The organism is Micromonospora ureilytica, from assembly GCF_015751765.1.
In the GTDB taxonomy this organism is placed as follows: domain Bacteria; phylum Actinomycetota; class Actinomycetes; order Mycobacteriales; family Micromonosporaceae; genus Micromonospora; species Micromonospora ureilytica.
This window is the reverse complement of record NZ_JADOTX010000001.1, coordinates 748,774-769,317: the sequence shown is the minus strand read 5'-3', so window position 1 is coordinate 769,317 and position 20,544 is coordinate 748,774. Positions and strand designations below refer to the sequence as shown.

Annotated in this window: 17 protein-coding genes; 4 read left to right on the top strand and 13 right to left on the bottom strand. The window is 71.6% G+C overall.

Translation table 11 applies throughout. From position 1 onward, the window contains the following. Positions 1-666: 666 nt before the first annotated feature. A complete protein-coding gene (locus IW248_RS03520; RefSeq protein ID WP_196925619.1) occupies positions 667-2,010 on the top strand; it encodes a GH1 family beta-glucosidase in 1,344 nt (447 codons plus the stop codon). 80 nt (positions 2,011-2,090) lie between these two features. Here IW248_RS03520 and IW248_RS03515 read toward each other — a convergent pair whose 3' ends face one another. The 3 genes from IW248_RS03515 to IW248_RS03505 form a co-directional block, all read right to left on the bottom strand. Then, positions 2,091-2,513, bottom strand: coding sequence for a roadblock/LC7 domain-containing protein (locus IW248_RS03515; protein ID WP_088988684.1), 423 nt, complete (start codon positions 2,511-2,513; stop codon positions 2,091-2,093). After that, positions 2,510-5,047 carry a sensor histidine kinase gene (locus tag IW248_RS03510; RefSeq protein ID WP_196925618.1) on the bottom strand — a complete coding sequence of 846 codons (2,538 nt, stop codon included), beginning with the start codon at positions 5,045-5,047 and terminating at the stop codon, positions 2,510-2,512. The genes IW248_RS03515 and IW248_RS03510 overlap by 4 nt, the downstream gene beginning before the upstream one ends. A gap of 99 nt (positions 5,048-5,146) precedes the next feature. Next, positions 5,147-6,559 carry an FGGY family carbohydrate kinase gene (locus IW248_RS03505; RefSeq protein ID WP_196925617.1) on the bottom strand — a complete coding sequence of 471 codons (1,413 nt, stop codon included), beginning with the start codon at positions 6,557-6,559 and terminating at the stop codon, positions 5,147-5,149. A gap of 204 nt (positions 6,560-6,763) precedes the next feature. Here IW248_RS03505 and IW248_RS03500 point away from each other — a divergent pair, with 204 nt between their 5' ends. Continuing rightward, positions 6,764-8,686 carry an anthranilate synthase family protein gene (locus tag IW248_RS03500; RefSeq protein WP_196925616.1) on the top strand — a complete coding sequence of 641 codons (1,923 nt, stop codon included), beginning with the start codon at positions 6,764-6,766 and terminating at the stop codon, positions 8,684-8,686. A 91-nt stretch (positions 8,687-8,777) separates the two neighbouring features. Here the strand turns inward: IW248_RS03500 and wrbA are convergent, their stop codons facing one another. The 5 genes from wrbA to IW248_RS03475 form a co-directional block, all read right to left on the bottom strand. Further along, entirely contained in the window at positions 8,778-9,395 is a 618-nt protein-coding gene (wrbA, locus tag IW248_RS03495; RefSeq protein ID WP_196925615.1) for an NAD(P)H:quinone oxidoreductase, read from the bottom strand. 303 nt (positions 9,396-9,698) lie between these two features. Further along, positions 9,699-10,067 (bottom strand): DUF3037 domain-containing protein, encoded by a 369-nt coding sequence (locus IW248_RS03490; RefSeq protein WP_091404117.1) that lies wholly within the window; start codon positions 10,065-10,067, stop codon positions 9,699-9,701. Beyond that, a complete protein-coding gene (locus IW248_RS03485) occupies positions 10,064-10,822 on the bottom strand; it encodes a HipA family kinase (RefSeq protein ID WP_196925614.1) in 759 nt (252 codons plus the stop codon). The genes IW248_RS03490 and IW248_RS03485 overlap by 4 nt, the downstream gene beginning before the upstream one ends. Positions 10,823-10,886: 64 nt before the next feature. Beyond that, entirely contained in the window at positions 10,887-11,279 is a 393-nt protein-coding gene (locus IW248_RS03480) for a hypothetical protein (protein ID WP_124821535.1), read from the bottom strand. 64 nt (positions 11,280-11,343) lie between these two features. Beyond that, entirely contained in the window at positions 11,344-11,787 is a 444-nt protein-coding gene (locus tag IW248_RS03475; RefSeq protein WP_196925613.1) for a MerR family transcriptional regulator, read from the bottom strand. A gap of 56 nt (positions 11,788-11,843) precedes the next feature. On the opposite strand from IW248_RS03475, the gene IW248_RS03470 reads away from it, so the two are divergent. Beyond that, on the top strand, positions 11,844-12,767 hold the full coding sequence (locus tag IW248_RS03470) for an SDR family NAD(P)-dependent oxidoreductase (RefSeq protein WP_196925612.1): 924 nt from the start codon (positions 11,844-11,846) through the stop codon (positions 12,765-12,767). Between the two features lie 137 nt (positions 12,768-12,904). Further along, positions 12,905-14,014: a winged helix DNA-binding domain-containing protein gene (locus tag IW248_RS03465; RefSeq protein WP_196925611.1), complete on the top strand. Its 1,110-nt coding sequence runs from the start codon at positions 12,905-12,907 to the stop codon at positions 14,012-14,014. A 10-nt stretch (positions 14,015-14,024) separates the two neighbouring features. On the opposite strand, the gene malQ is transcribed toward IW248_RS03465, so the two are convergent. From malQ to IW248_RS03440, 5 genes are all read right to left on the bottom strand, one after another. Then, on the bottom strand, positions 14,025-16,028 hold the full coding sequence (gene malQ, locus IW248_RS03460; protein WP_196925610.1) for a 4-alpha-glucanotransferase: 2,004 nt from the start codon (positions 16,026-16,028) through the stop codon (positions 14,025-14,027). A gap of 175 nt (positions 16,029-16,203) precedes the next feature. Then, positions 16,204-17,412 carry an ABC transporter ATP-binding protein gene (locus IW248_RS03455; RefSeq protein WP_124816206.1) on the bottom strand — a complete coding sequence of 403 codons (1,209 nt, stop codon included), beginning with the start codon at positions 17,410-17,412 and terminating at the stop codon, positions 16,204-16,206. 10 nt (positions 17,413-17,422) lie between these two features. Further along, positions 17,423-18,259: a carbohydrate ABC transporter permease gene (locus IW248_RS03450; protein ID WP_124816208.1), complete on the bottom strand. Its 837-nt coding sequence runs from the start codon at positions 18,257-18,259 to the stop codon at positions 17,423-17,425. 1 nt (position 18,260) lies between these two features. Further along, positions 18,261-19,235: a carbohydrate ABC transporter permease gene (locus IW248_RS03445; protein ID WP_124816210.1), complete on the bottom strand. Its 975-nt coding sequence runs from the start codon at positions 19,233-19,235 to the stop codon at positions 18,261-18,263. After that, a complete protein-coding gene (locus tag IW248_RS03440; RefSeq protein WP_196925609.1) occupies positions 19,232-20,518 on the bottom strand; it encodes an ABC transporter substrate-binding protein in 1,287 nt (428 codons plus the stop codon). The genes IW248_RS03445 and IW248_RS03440 overlap by 4 nt, the downstream gene beginning before the upstream one ends. Between the last annotated feature and the right edge of the window lie 26 nt (positions 20,519-20,544).

Here is a 20,544-nt window from a genome sequence, read left to right as displayed (position 1 = left end):
ACCGGAGCTGGTGCTGCCGGCTGCCCTCGGTGGACCCGCACTCACGCGATGTGGCTCCTGTCGCGTCGAATCGACAGTGTGCCATGGAAGCGCTCCCACAACAAGCGCACGGAGCGGCGGATCAGCTCCTTGTTTCGATCTCGTTTTGGGGCTTTCACAAAGGCGTGACGGGCGTTACAGTCGCAACATCGGTCGATGGGAGCGCTTCCATCGACAAGGTTCCAACAAGAAGATCGCTGGGGTCGTCTCTGACGAGCCCAGTGAACCGAACCGAGGGCCGACGACGGGCCAGCCCGGACGCCGTCGTCAGCCATCGTCCCGCCACAGGGAGGGAGGTGGAACCAGAGCCACTCGCGTGGCCCGGCTCCCGCGCGACACGCACGGCAGGACCCAAATCTCGCCCGTGTGTGTGCAGTTACGGTGGGGACGGGGGTTGCCCTCCCCCGTCCCCACACTAAACCCCCGTACACGATAGGAAAAGAGGCCGACGGGACAGGCGCGCCGCGCCGCCCGGACGGCCTCGTTCGCTGCTCGGGGCCACACCCGTCTCCCACCCGCCAGCCCCCGGCCGTTCTGACGGCCGGCTGACCGGCCGGCAGCGCCTGCCCTATCATGGGAGCGCTCCCGAATCTTTCGGCGGTGGCCCCGTATCCATGAGGAGAATCCATGTCGATACCTATTGGGCCCGCCGGCCCGCTGCGCTTTCCGGACAACTTCGGCTGGGGCGCGGCCACCTCCGCGTACCAGATCGAGGGCGCCGCCAAGGAGGACGGGCGCGGCGAGTCGGTCTGGGACACCTTCAGCCGCGTCCCGGGGCGCACCCGCAACGGCGACACCGGCGACGTGGCCATCGACCACTACCACCGGTACGCCGAGGACCTCGACCTCATGCGCGACCTCGGGTTGCGCAGCTACCGCTTCTCCATCTCCTGGCCCCGGATCCAGCCCGACGGCACCGGCACGCCCAACCAGCGCGGCCTCGACTTCTACCGTCGACTCCTCGACGGTCTGCACGAGCGCGGAATCACCCCGATGGCAACCCTGTTCCACTGGGACCTTCCCCAGGCGCTACAGGACGCCGGCGGCTGGGAGTCGCGCGACACCGCCCACCGCTTCGCCGACTACGCCGATGTGGTCTTCCGCGCCCTCGGCGACCGGGTGCCGGCCTGGCTCACCATCAACGAGCCCAAGACCGTCGTGCAGAACGGCTACCTCACCGGCCACCACGCCCCCGGCCGGCAGGACCCGGACGCCGCGTACCTGGTGGCCCACCACCTGCAGCTCGCGCACGGGTTCGCCGTCGGCGCGCTGCGAGCCAGCGGCAGCGACAGCCGGATCGGCCCCGCACTCAACCTGCACCCCTGCTACCCCGCCGACGACTCCCCGCAGGCCGCCGCGGCCGCCCACCTCTACGACGGCTACGAGAACCGCCTCTACCTCGACTCCCTGTTCCGGGGCAGCTACCCGGAGGACCTGCTGGCCGACCTGGGCCCGCACAGCCGGATGGTCCAGGGCATCCGCGACGGCGACCTGAAGATCATCTCCGCGCCGGTCGACCTGCTGGCCGTGCAGTACTACACCCCGATCTACGTCACCGCCGACGGCGGCACCGCACACCGCTGGGCGACCTCCGAGGCCGAGTGGCAGCAGATCTACCCCGAGGGGATGTACGACCTGCTGACCCGGGTCACCCGCGACTACGGGCCCATCCCGCTCACCATCACCGAGAACGGACTGCCCACACCGGACACGCTGACCGCGGACGACACCGTCCAGGACACGGGTCGGATCAGCTTCCTTCGCGACCACCTCACCGCCGCGCACCGGGCCATCGCCGACGGGGTGCCGCTGGAGAGCTTCCACGTCTGGTCACTGCTGGACAACTTCGAATGGGACCAGGGCTACGAGCAGCGCTGGGGCCTGGTCTACGTCGACTACCCCACCCAGCGGCGAGTGCTCAAGAGCAGCGCCACCTGGTACCGCTCCGTCATCGCCGCCGGCGGCTTCTGAACGCGCCGCCACCCGGACGGCCGGGCCCGGACGGCTCGGCTCGGGTGAGCCGGTGACCGTCCGGGCCTCGGCCAGCTCACTCAGCGGGGCAGCGCCTGCTGCAACTCCGCCCGCAGGGCCGGGGTGAGCATCTCCCCCGCCTGCTTGGCCAACCGGGCCATCTCGTAGCCCACCACACCGATGTCCGCGTCACCGGCGGCCAGCGTGGCCAGAATCGAACCGTCGCGGATCTGCATCACCAGGAAATAACCCCGGCCCATCTCGACCACCGTCTGCTTGACGACATCGCCGTCGAACATCGAGGCTGCGCCGGCGGTGATGCTCATCAGCCCGGAGGTCACCGCGGCGAGCTTGTCCGCGTTGTCCCGGGGCAGGTGATCGGAGATCGCCACCAGCAGCCCGTCAGAAGAGACCACCACCGCGTGCGCCACACCGGGCACCCGCTCCGCGAACGCGCTCACCAGCCAGCTCAGGTCACGCGCCTCCTGGCTCAACGTCGTCACTGTCGTCGTCCCCCTTCGTCGTGCCCTCCGGACGGTGGCACGGGTATCTCGGTGGTGTCCTCAGCCTCGGCGCGCCGTACTCCGCTGTAGAGCCGCGAGAGCATGCCGCCGACCGCCTCCGGGTCCGGGTCGGTGCGGGTCGGTGCCGACATCGGTTGTGCCGAACGGGTGACAGCGCTCAACTGCGCCATGGGCACCCGCACCGGCAATCCCCGCTCGTTGGTGCCGGCAGTCACCGGGACTGCCGGTGGCGCCGCCGGTGCGGGCACCGTCGGCGCGGTCGGTCCCTGCCGCGAATACCAGCCGCCGCCGTTGCCGCGAGCAGCAACCGGGGTCAACACGTCCTCGGCGCGCACCGGCATCGGGCGGCCCTGACGCGGCACGCCGACGCCCGGCGGGCGGCCGGCCACCGGCAGGTCGCGTACCGCGCCGCCCGGCATCGGGGCAGCGGCCTGCCGGACGGAACCGGACGGCGACGCCACCCCCCGCGCCGCGCTCGCCGCCAGCATCCGCGCCGACGGTGGCGCATCCAGCTCCACGTTGCCCGCCGGAGCCAGCAACATCTCGGGCAGGCCGAGCCGGGCGACCAGGCCGTCCTCGCCGCCGTCCAGGCGCACCCGTACGCCCAACCGGGCCGCCAGGTGGCTGACCACGAAGAGCCCCATCCGTTCCACCGCCGCGACGTCCGCGGCCGGAGGGCTGGCCAGCACCTCGTTCGCCTGGACCAACGCCGCCGGGCTCATGCCCAGACCACGGTCGACGATCTCGATCAGCGGAGCCCCCGCCTCGACCCGGGCGGTCACCACCACGACGGTGTCCGGGCGGGAGAAGGCCGTGGCGTTCTCCAGCAGCTCGGCCAGCAGGTGCACCAACTCGCCGACGGCGTGCCCGACCACGTGCACGTCGGCCACCGACTCGATCCGGACCCGCTGGTACTGCTCGATCTCGGCGGCGGCGGCCAGCAACACGGCGCCGAGGCCGACCGGGCGGTTCCACCTGCGGGTGGAGTCGGTGCCGGCGAGCACCAACAGGCTCTCGTCGTTACGGCGCATACGGGCGGCCAGGTGATCGAGCTTGAACAGGTTCTCCAGCTGGTCCGGGTCGCTCTCCTCGCGCTCCAGGTCGTCCAGCAGCTCCAGCTGGCGCTCCACCAACACCTGGCTGCGGCGGGCCAGGTTGACGAACATCGCGTTGACGTTGCGCCGCATGAGCGCCTGCTCCACGGCGACCGTGACCGCGCTGCGGTGCACCGCCACGAACGCCTCGGCCAGCTCGCCGATCTCGTCGAGCGAACGGACCACCGCCGGCGCGACGTCGATGCGGGGCACCCCGCCGGTCACGGTCTTCAGCCGGTCCAGGGCGTCCGGCAACTCGACCTGGGCGATCCGCAGCGCCTGGCTGCGCAACAGCCGCATCGACCGGGCGACCGACCGCCCGATGAGCAACGAGATCAGCAGGGCGGCCAGCAGGACCGTGACGACCCCGCCGACGACCAGCAGGGTCGTGCGCAGCTGGTCGTCGCTGGCCTCCTCGGCCTGGTGTACGGCGTCGTCGAGCACGCCCGCCTCAAGCTGGCGCAGCAACTCCTGACGCTGCTGACTGGCCGACCACCACTGCTCCGACGGCAGCACCTGCGGCGACGCGGCGCCGGAGGACAGGCTGCGCTCCTCCAGACCGGTGGCGACCAGGAACCTCGGCGACACCGAGGTCTCGTCGTAGCGGCGGATCTGCTCCGTGGTCGCGGCCACCCGGAACGCGCCGAGCGCGGTGAGTTGCTGCCCGCGCAGGTCGGCGAGGACCACCCGGTCATCGGTGCCGTACGCACCGGCGCGGGCGGCGGCGTAGAGCTGGGCCCGCACCCGGGAGGAGAGTTCCTTGACCCGCGCCAGCTGGACGTAGCGCAGCACCGCGTCGTTCAACGCCGGCTGGTTCTGACCCGGCGTCGGCTCGGCGAGCAGGTCGAGCAACGCCCCGACGGCCCGGTGGTAGTTGGACAGGATCGTCTCGCTGCTGAGCACCGCCGGCGGAATCGCCGCGCGGATGTCGACCACCTGGTCGTACGTCTCCAGCGCCTCGGAGAAGGCGACCCGCCAGGACGCGTCCGCGTCCGCCAGTGGCTCGGCGGCCCGACTGAGGTCCACGATGGCTTTGTCGGTCGCCGCCTGCAACGGCTTCAGGTTGTTCGCGGCGGCCTGCCGGTCACCACCCTTACGCAGCTCACCCAGCTCCCCCGCCGAGCGGTCGCGCTCCTGCTGGAGCTGGTGCACCGCCGCGGTGATCTGCCGGCCGATGCCGACCTGACTGGAGAAGTCGTTCAACGCCGTCGTCCGCCCCACCAGCGTGCTGGTCTGCACACCGGCGAGCAGCAGGAACGCCATCGACGGCACCACCAGCACGGTGGCGAGCTTCGTGCTCATCCGCCAGTCGCGCAGCCGGAACGGCGACCGCCGTCGATGCGGAACGACTCGGACGTCGAAGCGGCGTCGGCGATGGTTCGACACCGCGCCGTTCGCCGGGTCGGGACCTGCCGCCACCCTGACTCCTCCGTCCTACCGCGTCCACCGCGGTCGGGGGAGCGCAGTCCATCCAACCAGGCTCGGTACCGCTGTCAACGGCCCGGGCGAGGCCAAGGTTCAGGAAGGATACTGCGGGTGGGAACGTCCTGCCGTGGTCGGTAAAACCAGCTCGTCCGTCCGGCCGATGTCGGCGAGCTCGATCGCGTCACCGAAGCGCCCCAGCGCCACCAACGCGGCACCGGTGGCGCCGATTTCCGGGTTGCGTTGATGCGACACCGGTCGCGGCGCGAGCGCGGTGGCGAAGGCCTGCCGCCACCACACCGAGGCGGCCACCGCGCCGCCGCCCAGCACCACCCCGACCGGTTTGTCAATGGTGGACTCCAGCACCCGGAGATCCTCGGCGACCAGCTCACACAGCCCCTGCATCAGCCCGGCCAGGATGTCGACCGAGGTGGTGCCGAAGCTGAGACCACGCAGCTCACCGCTGCCCGCCGGCGCCAGCCCGGGTGCCCGGTCGCCACCGAAACGGGGGTCCGCCGGTCGGCCACCTCCCGCCGGCACCAGCGCCAACGCCGCGTCCAGCTCGGCGCCCCGGGGCAACCGCAACTCCCGGTCCGCCCAGGCGAACAGGTTGCCCCCGTTGGCGTACGCGGCCCCGGTCACCACGTGGTCGTGGTCGACCCGGTAACGCCACAGCCGCTCGGGGAGGCGGGGCATCTGTTCGCCGGCCGGGATCCGCTGCATCAGTCGTACGGCCGCGGAGGTGCCCACGGTGACGGCTGCCCGGCTCGGGTCGACGCAGCCCGAGCCGACGTTCGACGCCCCACCGTCACCCACCGGCGGTGACCACCGGGCCTGCGCCAACTGCGGCCACCGACGAGCCAGGTCGTCTCGGAGCCGGCCCTGCCAGTCCAGCTCGCCGAGGGCCGGCAGCTCATCTGGTCGCGCCTCGGCCAGCGTCAGCGCCTCCTCGTCCCACCGCAGGGTGCGCAGATCCAGCAGACCCGTCCCGGAGGCCTGGGAGATCGACATGGGCGCCGTCTCGAGCAGCTCACCCAGCACGTACTCGGGCAGACCGACGAACCGGGCGATCGGAGAACCGGACTGCTCGCGCAACCAGGGCAACCGCATCGACCAGTACGACCGGTGCCACCAGCAGCCGGTGCGCTGGTGGAAGCCGTCCGGGTCCGCCGGCCCGGCGGTGCCACCGGCCGGGACGGGCCGGGTGTCCAGCCAGGTGACCACCGGGCCCATTGGCGCGCCGGCGCGGTCCAGTGGCAGGACCGAGTGCCACTGGGCGGAGACCGCCACCTGGCCGACGTCGTGCAGGTGCCCCGAGTCGGCCAGCTCGTCCAGGCACTCGACCAGGTTCGCCAGATAGTCCCGACCGGACAGCGTGCCGGTGCCGTCGTCGCCGATGGCGAGGTCGACCTTGCGGCGGGCCAGGGCGCCGGGCAGCGGCTGGGTGTCCGCGTCCAGCACCAGCCCGCGTACCGAGGAGGTGCCCAGGTCGAGCGCGAGAATGTTCATCGCCGGTCAAGTTACCCCGTGCCAGCCGGCCGACGGGCGCGTAGGGTGGATCACATGCTCGCGCATCTGACCAGTTGGTGGCCCGCCGAACCGGCGGCCATCTCCCGCGCGTAGCTCCATCCACGCGGCCGCCATCGAGGCGGTCGCCGGATCTCCCGGCTCCAGGGCCGCCTGACGGCGGCGCCCAGCCCGACGGAGACCCCGATGACCCAGCTGATCGACCTGCTCGCCGCCGTCGCCCACGGCGTCGACCCCGGCCCCTTCGCGCTGCTGCGCCGTGACGGCGCCGACGAACTTGACCTGTTCACCGGCCCGGTCGACACCGTCGAAGCGCTCACCGACCTTCCGCTGCCGCCCGGCACTCCCGGGGCACGGACGCTGGCCCTGGTGCCGTACCGGCAGATCACCGAGCGCGGCTTCGCCTGCGTCGACGACGGCGCCCCGCTGGAGTTCCTCCAGATCCGCGAGCACCAGCGGATCGCGCTGGCCGACGCCCTCGCCGCGCTGCCCGACGAACCCGTGCGCACCAGCGACGCCGGCTTCGACGTCAGCGACGAGGAGTACGCGCGGACCGTGCAGCGGGTGCTGTCCGAGGAGATCGGCCGGGGCGAGGGCGCGAACTTCGTCATCCACCGCGCCCTGCGCGCCACCGTGCAGGGCCCGCCGCTGGGGGCCGCGCTGGCGGCGCTGCGCCGGCTGCTGATCGCCGAGCGTGGCGCGTACTGGACGTTCGTGGTGCACACCGGCACCCGGACGCTTGTCGGTGCCAGCCCGGAGCGGCACGTCAGCGTCGACGACGGACTGGTGATGATGAACCCGATCAGCGGCACCTTCCGCTGCCCCGGTGGCGTCGCGGACCGGACGGCCCTGCTGCGCTTCCTGGCCGACCCCAAGGAGACCGAAGAGCTGTACATGGTGCTCGACGAGGAGCTGAAGATGATGGCCACCGTCGCCGAGCACGGTGGCCAGGTGATCGGGCCGTACCTGAAGGAGATGTCGCACCTGGCGCACACCGAGTACCTGCTGGCCGGGCGGGGCACCCGGGACGTGCGGGAGGTGCTGCGCGAGACGATGTTCGCGCCCACCGTCACGGGCAGCCCGATCGAGAACGCCTGCCGGGTGATCGCCCGGCACGAGCGGCGGGGCCGGGGCTACTACGGGGGCGTGCTGGCGCTGCTCGGCCACGACGAGGCCGGCCGGCAGACGCTCGACGCCCCGATCCTGATCCGGACGGCCGAGATCTCCCCCACCGGCCGCCTGCGGGTGCCGGTCGGCGCGACCCTGGTCCGGCACTCGACGACGGCCGGCGAGGTGGCCGAGACGCACGCCAAGGCCGCCGGTGTGCTGGCCGCGCTCGGCCTCGGGCCGGCGGCGTCCGTCGGCGACCGCGGGCCGGTCGCGCGGCTGGCCGACGACCCGGCGGTACGCGACGCGCTGGCCGCGCGCAACGCACCGCTGGCGCGGTTCTGGCTGGACCAGCGGTCACCGGACGCGCCCGGACTACCCGGCCTGGTCGGCCGACGGGTGTTGATCGTGGACGCCGAGGACACCTTCACCGGCATGCTGGCCCACCAACTGGGCGCGTTGGGTCTCGCGGTGACCACCCGGCCGTGGCACGCGATCGGCCCGGTCGACGAGTACGACCTGGTGGTGGCCGGTCCCGGACCGGGCGACCCGGGCAGCGTCGACGAACCGAAGATGGTGGCGTTGCGGACGCTGCTGACCGGGCTGCTGGCGACCGGCCGGCCCACCCTCGCGGTCTGCCTCAGCCATCAGGTGCTGGCCGCGCTGCTGGGGCTGGCGCTGCACCGCCGGGAGGCGCCCTACCAGGGGTTGCAGCGGGAGGTGGCGGTGTTCGGCCGGCCCCGCCGGGTCGGGTTCTACTCGACGTTCACCGCCCGCGCCGGGGCCGACCGGCTCGCCACCGCGTACGGGCCGGTGGAGCTGGCCCGGGACCCGGCTGACGGCGCCGTGCACGCCCTGCGGGGGCGCGGGTTCGCCGGGGTGCAGTTCCACGCGGAGTCGGTGCTCAGCCCGGACGGGCTCGCCGTGCTGAGCGAACTGGTGACCGATCTGCTGCCCGCGTCGCGCACCGACGAGTTGTCCGCGACGCGCGGGGGCGCATAGTCGCCCCGACCCCGGGGTAGGGCTGGATCGACCGGTGGCGCGGACGGGCCGAGAGCCCCCGCCCGCGCCACCGGTCGCCCTCGTCCGTCGGTCAGCCGGCCAGGCCCGCCTTCAGCGCGGCACCCAGCTGCACCGAGCGCCGGGCGGTGAGCGCGCAGGCCTCGAGCGCCACGGCGTCCGGGGCGATCTCCCCGTTGTTGCTGGTGTGCGAGGGGCCGTACGGGTTGCCGGCGATGAACTGGCTGGTGTCGGTGTAACCGGGGGTGACCACGACACCGCCCCAGTGGTAGAAGACGTTGAAGAGCGAGGTCAGCGTGGTCTCCTGACCCCCGTGCGAGGTCGCCGTCGAGGTGAAGGCCGAGTAGACCTTGTTGGCCAACGCGCCCTGGGCCCAGAGCGGGCCGGTGGTGTCGATGAACTGCTTCAGCTGCGCCGCGACCATGCCGTACCGGGTCGGCGCGCCGAGGATCACCACGTCGGCCCAGGCCAGGTCGTCGACCATCGCCTCGGGCACGTCCTGGGTCTCCAGGCGGTGCGCCTGCCAGCCGGAGTTGGAGCGGATCGCCTCGTCCGGCGCCAACTCGCGCACCTTGCGCAGGCGCACGTCGGCGCCGGCATCCCCGGCAGCCTCACACACGGCCTGCGCCATCTGGTACGTGATGCCGGTGGCGCTGTAGTAGATCACCGCTACCTTGGTCTGGGCAGCCATCAGAGTGTCCCCTTCTCGTCGCGGATCAGCTCCCGCGACTACCCGCTGCGGACGCGCTCTAACGACAGGCCAGGCGCTCCCACATTCCGGTCCGCCGGCTCAAGTTTTCCGCAACTTCCCGGTCGTTCCGGCCCGAGGCCACGCGCGGACCGCGATCCTGATGCCATCGGTGCCGGCGGGATCGAGCCGCCGCCCCGCACCGGGCACCTGAACGGGGGATCGCGCTCCGCCGGCAACGGCGCTGGCGTAGCGCGATCAGGGGACGATCACCGCTCCCGTGCCCCGCCTCGCCCGCGCCACGGCTCAGCGGACCAGGGTCGCCATCAGCCGGTCCAGCTCGGCCGCCGGGTCGACGGTGAGGCCGGTGTGCACCGGCCCCGTCTGGATCATCGTGCTGCGTGGCGCGGCCAACCAGTGGAACCGCTCACCGAGCCGCATCCGGGTCGCCGGCCCGTCACCGGAGCAGGTCCGGTCCCAGGAGTCGAGCACCGCGGCCACCGCCGGCAGGTCGACGTCGGGCGCCAGCGCGCGAACCCGGTCGGCGTCCAGGTGCGTCCGGGCGGCCAGGAAGTCGCGCTGCTGGCAGTAGAGCAACACCCCGACGTTGATCTGCTCGCCGCGCTCGATGCGGGGCACGAGCCGGATCAGCGCGTACTCGAAGGGTTGCCTCATGCCGCGCTCCCCGGTGGCAGCCAGTCGGCCGTGCGGGCGACGCGGCGGGTCAGGTGGTCCAGGTACGCGTCGCGGGCCGCGTCGGCCGTCTCGAAGTCGGCGGCGGTCAACCACTCCCCCGGCACCAGGGCCAACACCTCGGTGAGCAGCTCCGGGGTGACCTGGGGGGCCAGCTCGGCGTCGGCCTCGGCCAGCCGCGACGCGTACGGCGCCAGCACGTGATCCTCCGCGCGGTAGGCCCGGTGCACGGCGGACTCGGCGCGCGGCCAGTTGTGGTGGAAGTACAGCGAGGCGCCGTGGTCGATCAGCCACAGCTCCCGGTGCCAGACGAGCAGGTTCGGGTTGCGCCAACTCCGGTCGACGTTCTCCACGTACGCGTCGAACCAGAGCACCCGGGAGGCCAGCGCCGCGCCGACGGGGTGCGCCACCGGGTCGAAGCCCAGCGCCCCGGGCAGGAAGTCCATCCCGAGGTTGGTGCCACCGCTGCCGCGCAGCAGCTCCTGCACCTCCTGGTCCGGCTCGGCCCGCCCGATGACCGGGTCGATGTCGAGGACCACGAGCGGGGGCACCCGCAACCCCAGCCGGCGGGCCAGCTCACCGCAGATCACCTCGGCGATCAGCGCCTTGGGCCCCTGCCCGGCGCCGCGGAACTTCGCCACGTAGGTGCCCAGGTCGTCGGCCTCCACCACGCCCGGCAGCGACCCACCCTCGCGCAGCGGGGTGACGTAGCGGATCGCGGTGACCTGGCGGAGCACGCCGCCCACCCTACTGTGGCCGGCCGGGACGGGTGACGGGCCGGCCCAGAGCGGCACGCGTGGGTCAGTCGATCTTGTCGCGCAGCTTGTCGACCTGGGTCTGCAGGCGGTCCACCGCGTTCTCGTTGTTGACGAACGTGGTGATTCCGGCGGCCAGACCGAGGCCGATCAGCACGGCCAGGATGCTGAGCACCAGGCCGCCGATCGACACGCCGCGACCGGTGACCCCGGGTCGGCGCGCCATCTTGAGGCCGACGATGCCGAGGATGATCCCGATGATGCCGAGCACCAGCCCCAACCAGGCGAGGATCGCCGTCAGCACACTGAACAGACCGGCCACTCCGAACACCAGGGCGAAGGTCGCGGCCGCGCTCGTCTTCGCGCGGGCGTCCCCCCGATGGCTGCGGGATCCGGCCGTTACGCCGGCACCTCGGGCCGGCTCGCTTGCGGCAGTCATGACGCTCCCTTCCGCACGCGCGACGCGCGCACTTCCGGCCGCCGCATCCCCCGTGCGCGGCCCGTTATGCCCCGTCGACCCGGTGCTCTTCCGGTGCGGGCTGGCGTTGCTGGTGCCAGGGATCTCCGGAGGCGCCGGCGGTGAGGTGTCGTTCGTAGCTGGCCACCTTGACGTTGACGAGGTCGAGGCAGTCGCGCAGCTGCGCGAGCTGGTCGGTGATGTAGCGCTGGTGTGCACGCAGCAGTTCGAGCCGTTCGGCCTCGTTGCCGCTGCCCGCGCGCACGAGCTGGGCCAGGCGGCTGATCGTCGTGAGCGGCATTCCGGAGGCCCGGAACTTGACGCAGTTCGCCAGCCACTCGACGTCCCAGGCGCTGTAGACGCGCCGGCCCGACCCGTCCCGCCGAACCTCGCTGGCCAGCAGACCCTCACGCTCGTAGAGCCGCAGGGTGTGCACACTCAAGCCCGTGCGCTGCGCCACCTGCCCGATGCTCAGGCCCCTGTCCGCCATGGCGTCGACGGTAACCCGTTGACCTAGACCTCGGTCTAGCACCTAGCGTCCGCGGCATGACCAGCGACACGACCCACACCACGTTCGGTGCCCACAGCACGACCGGAGACGTCCTCACCGGAATCGACCTCACCGGCAGGACCGCTGTCGTCACCGGCGGCTACTCCGGCCTCGGTCTCGCCACGACCCTCGCGCTCACCCGGGCCGGGGCTCGGGTCGTCGTCCCAGCTCTCCGGCCGGACGCGGCGCAGCGGGCGCTCGCCGACGCGGCCGGAGTCGAGATCGAGGTCGACAAGATCGATCTCGCCGACCTCGCCTCGGTCCGCGCGTTCACCGAACGATTCCTCAGCAGCCATCCCGCCCTCGACATCCTGATCGCGAGTGCCGGCGTCATGGCCTGCCCGGAGACACGGGTGGGACCCGGCTGGGAAGCGCAGTTCGCGATCAACCACCTCGGCCACTACGCGCTGGCGAACCTGCTGTGGCCCGCGCTCACCGCCGCCGGCACGGCTCGTGTCGTCGCGGTCGCCTCCGGGCGCGACCCGGCGTGGCGAATCCGGTGGGACGACGTGCAGTTCGAGCGCGGCTACGACAAGTGGGAGGCCTACACCCAGTCCAAACTCGCGAACGTCCTGTTCGCCCGACACCTCGACCTGCTCGGCAGACCGCACGGCGTCCGGGCCTTCTCCGTCAACCCTGGCTGGATCCGCACCCCTCTGCAACGACACCTCGCCATCGAGGAGATGGTCACAGCGGGCTGGATCGACGCGGACGGCAATTCCGCTCCGGGCCTGTTCAAGACCGTCGAGCAGGGCGCGGCCACCCAGGTCTGGGCCGCCACGTCACCTCACCTCGACGCGAACGGCGGCGACTACTGCGTGGACTGCCGCCGCACCGACACCAGCCCCACCGACGACAGCGCGGCAGCCCGCCTCTGGGCTCTGTCGGCGGACCTGACCGGCCTCGACCTCATCAACTGAGCCCTCGCGTGCCCGCCCGACGCGCGAACATGCCGCCGCGTACGCGGTGCTCCGGCTGTCGGCCCGCGTACCGGCCGGTGTGCCCTGGCGATGCGGACGGCTCCTAAACTGGGCCCTCTCCTCGGGAAGGGCTGCCGATGCCTGTCGACCTCAGCGCGGCCGACGCGCTGGCGCTGCGGATGACCAGCCTGCTGCTGCGCCCACACCCGAACACCCGACCCGGCACCGTCGCCGAGGTGGTCGAGTGGTTCGGCGCGATGCAGGCACAGGACCTGGCCAGCGGGCTGTGGTCGCTGGGCGCCCGGCTGCCCGGTCGCGGCATGACCGACGTGCAGGCGGCGTTGGAGCGGCGCGAGGCGCTGCGCACCTGGCCGATGCGGGGCACCGTGCACCTCGTCCCGCCCGCCGACGCCCGCTGGATGCTGGAGCTGACCGGCGTACGATCGCTGGCCGGCGTGGCGACCCGGCGGGCGCAGCTCGGGCTCACCGAGGCCGACGCGGACCGCGCGGTGGACGTCCTCGGTGCCGCGTTGGCCGGCGGCGGTCGCCTCACCCGCGCGCAGTGCCTGGCCACTCTGCGGGCGGCCGGCCTGGGCACCGACGGGCAGCGTGGCTACCACCTGCTGTGGTATTCGAGCGTTCGCGGCGTGACCTGCGTGGCGCCGAACGTCGGCACCGAGCAGACCTTCGCCCTGCTCGACGAGTGGGCGCCCGAACCCCACCGGCTGGAACGGGACGAGGCGCTGGCCCTGCTCGCCCACCGCTACGTTCGCGGCCACGGCCCGGTCACCGACCGTGAGTTCGCCGGTTGGAGCGGCCTCACCCTCACCGACGCCCGACGCGGCCTGGCCGCCGCCGACGACGCGCTGAGCACCGTACGGGTCGACGGCACACCGATGTACGTCGACGCGGCAGTGGCCGACGCGCCGCGCACCGCACCGGACGACGTGCTGGCGCTGCCCGGCTTCGACGAATACCTGCTCGGCTTCCGCGATCGCACGTTGATGCTCGACCCCGCCCACCAGGCGGCCGTGGTGCCGGGCAACAACGGCATCTTCCAGGCCACAGTGGTGCGCGCCGGCCGGGTGGTGGGCGTGTGGAAGCGCAAGATCGGCCGCACCGCCGTCACCGTGAGGGTCCAGCCGCTCACGACGCTCGACGTCGGCGCGCGGGCCCGGGTGGAGCAGGCGCTCGGGCGCTACGCCGACTTCCTCGGGCTGCCGGCCCGCTTCGACTGGCTGACCTGACCGGGTCGCGTCACTCCTCGGCGGCCGGTCTCCGGTTGGCCGGCCGGGGGCGGGCGGCGCTGAGCAGGTCGACGACCCGGGTCACCCGGGGGTCCGCGCGGATCTGCGCCACACCGGCCGGCAGCGGCAGCCGCCAGTTCGGGTACTCGTCCACAGTGCCCGGCATGTTGGGCTGGCGCACCTCGCCGAGCACGTCGTAGAGGGAGACGCCGAGCAGTCGGGTCGGGCTGGCCGCGAGCGCGGCGTGCATCGCCACCACCACCTCGCCGTCGTCGGGCGTCTCCGCCGGTTCAGCCGACTCAGACCCCGCAGCCGGCTCGGGCAGCAGGTTCTCGGCGCGCAACATCGTGAGCAGCCGGTCCCGATCGGCAGCCGCGCGGGCCCGCTCCACCGCCACGTCGGTGCCCAGCAGTTTCAACTCGTCACGCACCCGCACGTGCTCACCGGTCAGGAAGCCCGGAGCAGTGGGCAGGTCGTGGGTGGAGATCGTGGCGAGGGCGTTACGCGGCCACCGGGCCGGCGAAACGAAGTCCCCGGCCTCGTCACGCGCGAACCACAGCACTGTCGAGCCGAGCATGTTGCGCCCCCGCAACCCTCGGGTCACCGCCGGTTGGACCGTGCCGAGATCCTCACCGACCACCACCGCGCCGGCCCGGTGCGCCTCCAAGGCCAGGATGCCGAGCATCGCCTCGGCGTCGTAGCGCACGTAGGTGCCCTCGGCCGCGCCGCCGCCCGGCGGCACCCACCACAGTCGCCACAGGCCGGCGACGTGGTCGACCCGCAGGCCACCCGCGTGCCGCAGGGCCCGGCGCAGCATGTCCCGGTAGGCGGCGTAGCCGGTGGCGGCGAGCCGGTCCGGGCGCCACGCGGCGAGCCCCCAGTCCTGGCCGAGCTGGTTGAAGTCGTCAGGTGGCGCGCCGACCCGCACGCCCTGGGCCAGCACGTCGGCGAGCTGCCACCCGTCCGCGCCGCCCGGGTCGATGCCGACGGCCAGGTCGTGCACGACACCGACCGGCATCCCCGCCGAGCGGGCCGCCGCCGTGACGGCGTCGAGCTGCTCGTCGCAGAGGTGTTGCAGCCAGGCGTAGAAGCTGACCCGGTCGGCGAGCTGCCGACGCTGCTCGGCGACCGCCGGGGCGTCGGGGTGGTGCAGCTCCGCCGGCCAGGCACGCCAGTCGTTGCCGTGCCGTTCGGCGAGCGCGCACCAGGTCGCGAAGCTGGTCAGCGCCGGGTCCGCGGCGAGATCCACCGGCTGGGCGTACGGGTGCAGCAACTCCAGGGCGTGCCGTTTGGCGGCCCACACCTCGTCGTAGTCGATCAGGGGACCACGGTCGGGACGCAACGCGTCGACCACCGCACGGGTCGCCGGGTCCGCCGCCCGATAGGCAGCGGTGTCACCGACCCGCAGGTAGAGCGGGTTGACGAAGCGTCGACTGGCGGGCGAATACGGGGAGGTGGCCACCGGGTGCGCCGGCCCGACCGCGTGCAGCGGGTTGAGCAGCACCAGCCCCGCCCCGTTGGCACCGGCCCACCCGGTGAACTCGGCGAGGTCACCGAGATCGCCCATGCCCCAGGAACGCTCCGAGGTGAGCGCGTAGAGCTGGAGCATCCACCCCCAGGTCCGCGGCGGCACCGGCAGCCGGCGCGGCACCACCACCAGTGTCACCTCCCGGTCGGCGCAGGCCAGCCGGTGCCAACCCAGCGGCAGGTCCGCCGGTAGCTCACCGTCGACCGCGCGGCGGCCACCGTCCTCCAGGGTCACCACACCCGGGCCGGGTAGCGCCCGGCTGCGGCCGTGGGTGAGCACGACCGTCTCCGGCAGCGCGTCCCGGTCGACCGCGCGGGCGGCGGCGAGCGCGTCGGCGATGGCCGTCGGGCTGGTGGCGTCAACGCCGAGCAGCCCCAGCACGCCCACCACGGTCTCCGGCGCGACAGCGACGCGGCGGTGCCGCCAGTCCTCGTACCAGGTGGAAACACCGTGCGCGTTGGCCAGCGCGGCCAATCGTCGGTTCATCCGGCCCCCCGCTTCACGACGAAACCTGCAACCACCCTGCCACGCCCGCCCGCACGCCGCAGGGCACGCACCCCCGCGCCCCCGCCGCGCCGATCTTGCACTTTCTGTCCCGACACAAGGGGCAATCCATCCCATGTCGACAACCGAAAGTGCAAGATCGGCGCGAAATGGGCTGTCAGTCGGCGAGCGCGCCGGCGGCCCGACCCTCGTGCAGGGTCAGGTTTCGACCGTTCGCCGGGTCGAACAGGTGGATCTTCTCCAGGTTGAACCAGACTCGGCGCGTCTGCCCCTCGGCGACCGGGGACTCGGCGGACAGCCGGGTCACCAGGTTGCCGCCGGCGCCGGCGAAGTCGGCGGCGCCCGCGTCGGCGGCCAACTCCTCCAACTCGGCGGCGCTGGCCTTCTCACCCTCGACGGTGAAGTAGACGTACTTGTCCGAACCCATCGACTCGACGATGTCCACCGGCGCCTCGAACTCCATGCCCCGCCGACGGGTGTCGTCGTCGACCAGTTCGGCGTCCTCGAAGTGCTCGGGGCGGATGCCGAGGATCAGCTCACGGGGCGCGTCGGCCGCCTCCAACTCCCGGCGGACCCGGTCACCGATCGGCACCGTGCCCAGGGCGGTGTGCAGCTCGCCGTCCTGCACGGCGGCATGCAGGAAGTTCATCGACGGTGAGCCGATGAAGCCGGCCACGAAGAGGTTCTTCGGGTGGTCGTACAGCTCCTGCGGCGGCCCGACCTGCTGCACCGCGCCCCCGCGCATGATCACCACGCGGTCGCCGAGGGTCATCGCCTCGGTCTGGTCGTGGGTGACGTAGACGGTGGTGGTGCCGAGCTGCTTCTGCAGACGGGACACCACAGTGCGCATCTGCACCCGCAGCTTGGCGTCGAGGTTGGACAACGGCTCGTCCATCAGGAACGCCTTCGGCTGGCGGACGATCGCCCGGCCCATCGCCACCCGCTGACGCTGGCCACCGGAGAGGTTCGCCGGCTTGCGGTCCAGCAACGAGGTCAGCTCCAGCACCTTCGCCGCCTCGTCGACCTTGCGCTCGATGGTCTCCTTGTCGAGCTTCGCCAGCCGCAACGGGAACGCCATGTTCTCCCGCACTGTCATGTTCGGGTACAGCGCGTACGACTGGAACACCATGGCGATGTCCCGGTCCCGGGGGGCCTTGTCGTTGACCCGCTGCCCGGCGATGCGCAGCTCACCGGAGCTGATGTCCTCCAGCCCGGCGATCATGTTGAGGGTGGTGGACTTTCCGCAGCCCGAGGGCCCGACCAGGATCACGAACTCGCCGTCGGCGATCTCCAGGTCGACGTCCTGCACGGCGACGGTCCCGTCCGGGAAGCTCTTGCTCACCTTGTCCAGCACGATGTCAGCCATGACTACTCACCTATCCCTTGACTGCGCCGGAGGTCAGACCGGACACGATGCGACGCTGGAAGAAGAGGACGAACAGGATGATCGGCACGGTGATCACCACGGCGGCGGCGCAGATCGCCCCGGTGGGGTCCTCGAACTGCGACGCGCCGGTGAAGAACGACAACGCCGCCGGCACCGTGCGGGACCGCTCGGTCGAGGTCAGCGAGATGGCGAACAGGAAGTCGTTCCAGCAGAAGATGAAGACCAGGATCGCCGTGGTGAACAGCCCCGGCGCGGCCAGTGGCGCGATCACCCGCCGGAACGCCTGCCCCTGGGTGGCGCCGTCCATCTTCGCGGCCTTCTCCAGATCCCACGGGATCTGCTTGAAGAACGCCGACAGCGTGTAGATCGCCAGCGGCAGCGCGAAGGTGATGTACGGCAGGATCAACCCGAGCCAGGTGTCGAAGATCTTGAGCTGACGCTCGATCTCGAACAGCGGCGACACAAGTGACACCTGCGGGAACATCGCGATCAGCAGGGAGACGCCGACCAGCAGCTTCTTGCCCGGGAAGTCCAGCCGGCTGATCGCGTACGCGGCCATCGCGCCGAGCACCACAGCGACCAGCGTGGCGATCAGCGCGACGCCGATCGAGTTGACCAGTGCCCGGACGAACTGGTCGGTGTCGAAGATGGTCCGGTAGTTGTCAAGCGTCCACTCCCGCGGGATGAAGTTCCCGTCGGTGAGGGTGGCCGGCGTCTTGAACGACAGCGACGCGATCCACAGCACCGGGACCAGTGCGAAGACGACCACGAGGACGTCGAGCAGACCCCAGCGCAGCTTTGCCCTGGTAGTGGTTTCGACAGCCATGTCAGCGCCTCTCTCCGTCGTCGCTGCCCGGAGCAGCGGTGCCGAACAGCTTCACGAAGACGAAGGCGATGATCGCCACGGTGATGAAGATCAGCACCGACATCGTCGAACCGATGCCGAGGTTGAGACCCCGGATCAGGTTGTTGTAGGCGAGCATCGACACCGACGACGTCTCGTTGCCGCCGGCGGTCAACACGAAGATGTTGTCGAAGACCCGGAACGCGTCCAGGGTGCGGAACAGCAACGCGACAAGGATCGCCGGCTTCATCACCGGCAGCATCACCTTCGTGAACTTCTGCCAGGCGGTCGCGCCGTCGGTGGAGGCCGCCTTGAGCAGGTCCTCCGGCACCAGCGCCAGCCCGGCCATCAGCAGCAGCGCCATGAACGGCGTGGTCTTCCAGATCTCCGCCAGCATGATGATCGCCAGGGAACTGGCCCGCTCGGTCAGCGGCGCGCCGTCACTGAACAGGTCGGCCAGGTAGCCCGTGCCGGGCGTCCAGGCGTACCGCCACGAGAACGCGGCGACCACTGTGACGATCCCGTACGGGATGAGCGCCGAGGTCCGGACCAGGCCGCGGCCGATGATGGTGCGGTGCATGATGATCGCCAGGCCCATGCCGAGGACCAGCTCGACGGCCACGGTGACCACCGTGATCAGCATGGTCACCCCGAACGCCGTCCACCAGAACTCGTTGGTGAGCACTGTGACGTAGTTCTCCAACCCGATGAACTCACGCTGGTCGGGGAAGCGCAGGTCGAAACGCTGCAACGACAGCCAGACCGAATAGATGATCGGGTACGCGGTCACCGCGATCATGACCAGCGCCGCCGGCGCGCACAGCAGCAGACCGAGCTTGCGTTCGGCCTTCTTGTTCTCACTCAGTGGGGGCTTGCGCCGGCCGCCGCGCTGGGTGGGCACGGTGGCGCGCTGGCCGTCGGTCTGCTCAGGTGTCTCGGTGGTGGCGGGCCGGGTCATGGCAGGACCCCCTTCGACTGGAGGGCGTCGGCGATGGCGCCGCGCAGCTCGTCGGCGGTCTGCTGCGGACGGATCCCGGACGGCGGCGACAGGATCGCCGACATCACTGTGGAGATGCTCTGGTAGGCGGGGGTCAGCGGACGCGTCGCCGGCTCCTTCAGCTCCTCCAGGATGGTGTCCTTCATCGGGTACGCCTCGGTCATCTCCGGGTCGTCGAAGACCGCCTCGATGGTGGGTGGCACGCCGTCGTTGATGGCGGAGAACTTCTGGTGCTCGGCGCTGCGGATGCACCGGGCCGCCTCGAAGGTCTGCTCCGGGTGCTTGGAGTAGGAGCTGACCGCCAGGTTGACCCCACCGATGGTGACCTTGCTGGGGGTGCCCTCGTCGATGCCCGGGATTCGAGCCCAGCCGACCTGCTTGGCCAGCTCCGGGTTCGCCTCCTGCAGTGCCGGGTAGACGAACGGCCAGTTCACCTGGAACGCGCCGGAGCCGGACTGGAACTCCAACCGGACCGGGTCCTCGGTGGCGTTGCTGAACGACGGCGAGGTCACGCCCGACGTGGCGAACTTCTTCAGCTGCTCCAACGCCCGGACCGTGCCGTCGTCCATCACGGCCTTCTTGCCGTCGTCGCTGAGGATCTTCCCACCGGCGCTCTCGGCCAGCGTGTTGTAGAGGACGACCAGGCCCTCGTACTGGGCGCCCATGGTGAGCACCTGGTACGGCTTACCCTGGTCCTTGAGCTGCTGGGCCGCGCCGATCATCTGGTCCCAGGTGGTCGGCGGCTGCGGCACCAGGTCCTTGCGGTACCAGAGCAACTGGACGTTCGTGTTCTTCGGCGCCGCGTACAACTTGTCCTCGTACCGGGCGGTGTCCAACGGCCCGGCGAGGGTGCCCTGCTCGACCTCGGCCTTGTCCTGACCGGTCCACTCGCGAATCCAGTCGGCGCTGGCGAACTCCTGGGTCCAAGTGACGTCCAGCCCGAGCAGATCCATCCCGCTGTCCTCGGCGGCCAGCCGGCGCACCATCTGCACCCGCTGGTCGTCGGCCTGCCGGGGCAGCACCCGGTAGGCGATCTCGTACCGTCCCTGGGCCTGCGCGTTGCAGTCGTCGACGACCTTCTGCAGGTTCTGCTCGGGCGGGTAGTACAGGTTGATCGTCGGTGGGCCACCAGCGTCGTCCGCGCCGCACGCGGCCAGCGGTGCGACCAGCGCCAGCGTGGCAGCCGCCGCCCCCAGCCGAACAACCGGCCGGCGTCGGTGTCGAGCCGTTTCGGGGTCCGTCATCGCCCTCCCCCTCTCCTCGGCGAAAG

Bases quoted from the DNA above. Each gene is read 5' to 3' on its own strand.
- IW248_RS03520 (WP_196925619.1), top strand. From the start codon at position 667: ATGTCGATACCTATTGGGCCCGCCGGCCCGCTGCGCTTTCCGGACAAC.
- IW248_RS03505 (WP_196925617.1), bottom strand. From the start codon at position 6,559: ATGAACATTCTCGCGCTCGACCTGGGCACCTCCTCGGTACGCGGGCTG.
- IW248_RS03500 (WP_196925616.1), top strand. From the start codon at position 6,764: ATGACCCAGCTGATCGACCTGCTCGCCGCCGTCGCCCACGGCGTCGAC.
- wrbA (WP_196925615.1), bottom strand. From the start codon at position 9,395: ATGGCTGCCCAGACCAAGGTAGCGGTGATCTACTACAGCGCCACCGGC.
- IW248_RS03490 (WP_091404117.1), bottom strand. From the start codon at position 10,067: ATGAGGCAACCCTTCGAGTACGCGCTGATCCGGCTCGTGCCCCGCATC.
- IW248_RS03480 (WP_124821535.1), bottom strand. From the start codon at position 11,279: ATGACTGCCGCAAGCGAGCCGGCCCGAGGTGCCGGCGTAACGGCCGGA.
- IW248_RS03475 (WP_196925613.1), bottom strand. From the start codon at position 11,787: ATGGCGGACAGGGGCCTGAGCATCGGGCAGGTGGCGCAGCGCACGGGC.
- IW248_RS03470 (WP_196925612.1), top strand. From the start codon at position 11,844: ATGACCAGCGACACGACCCACACCACGTTCGGTGCCCACAGCACGACC.
- IW248_RS03465 (WP_196925611.1), top strand. From the start codon at position 12,905: ATGCCTGTCGACCTCAGCGCGGCCGACGCGCTGGCGCTGCGGATGACC.
- malQ (WP_196925610.1), bottom strand. From the start codon at position 16,028: ATGAACCGACGATTGGCCGCGCTGGCCAACGCGCACGGTGTTTCCACC.
- IW248_RS03455 (WP_124816206.1), bottom strand. From the start codon at position 17,412: ATGGCTGACATCGTGCTGGACAAGGTGAGCAAGAGCTTCCCGGACGGG.
- IW248_RS03450 (WP_124816208.1), bottom strand. From the start codon at position 18,259: ATGGCTGTCGAAACCACTACCAGGGCAAAGCTGCGCTGGGGTCTGCTC.
- IW248_RS03445 (WP_124816210.1), bottom strand. From the start codon at position 19,235: ATGACCCGGCCCGCCACCACCGAGACACCTGAGCAGACCGACGGCCAG.
- IW248_RS03440 (WP_196925609.1), bottom strand. From the start codon at position 20,518: ATGACGGACCCCGAAACGGCTCGACACCGACGCCGGCCGGTTGTTCGG.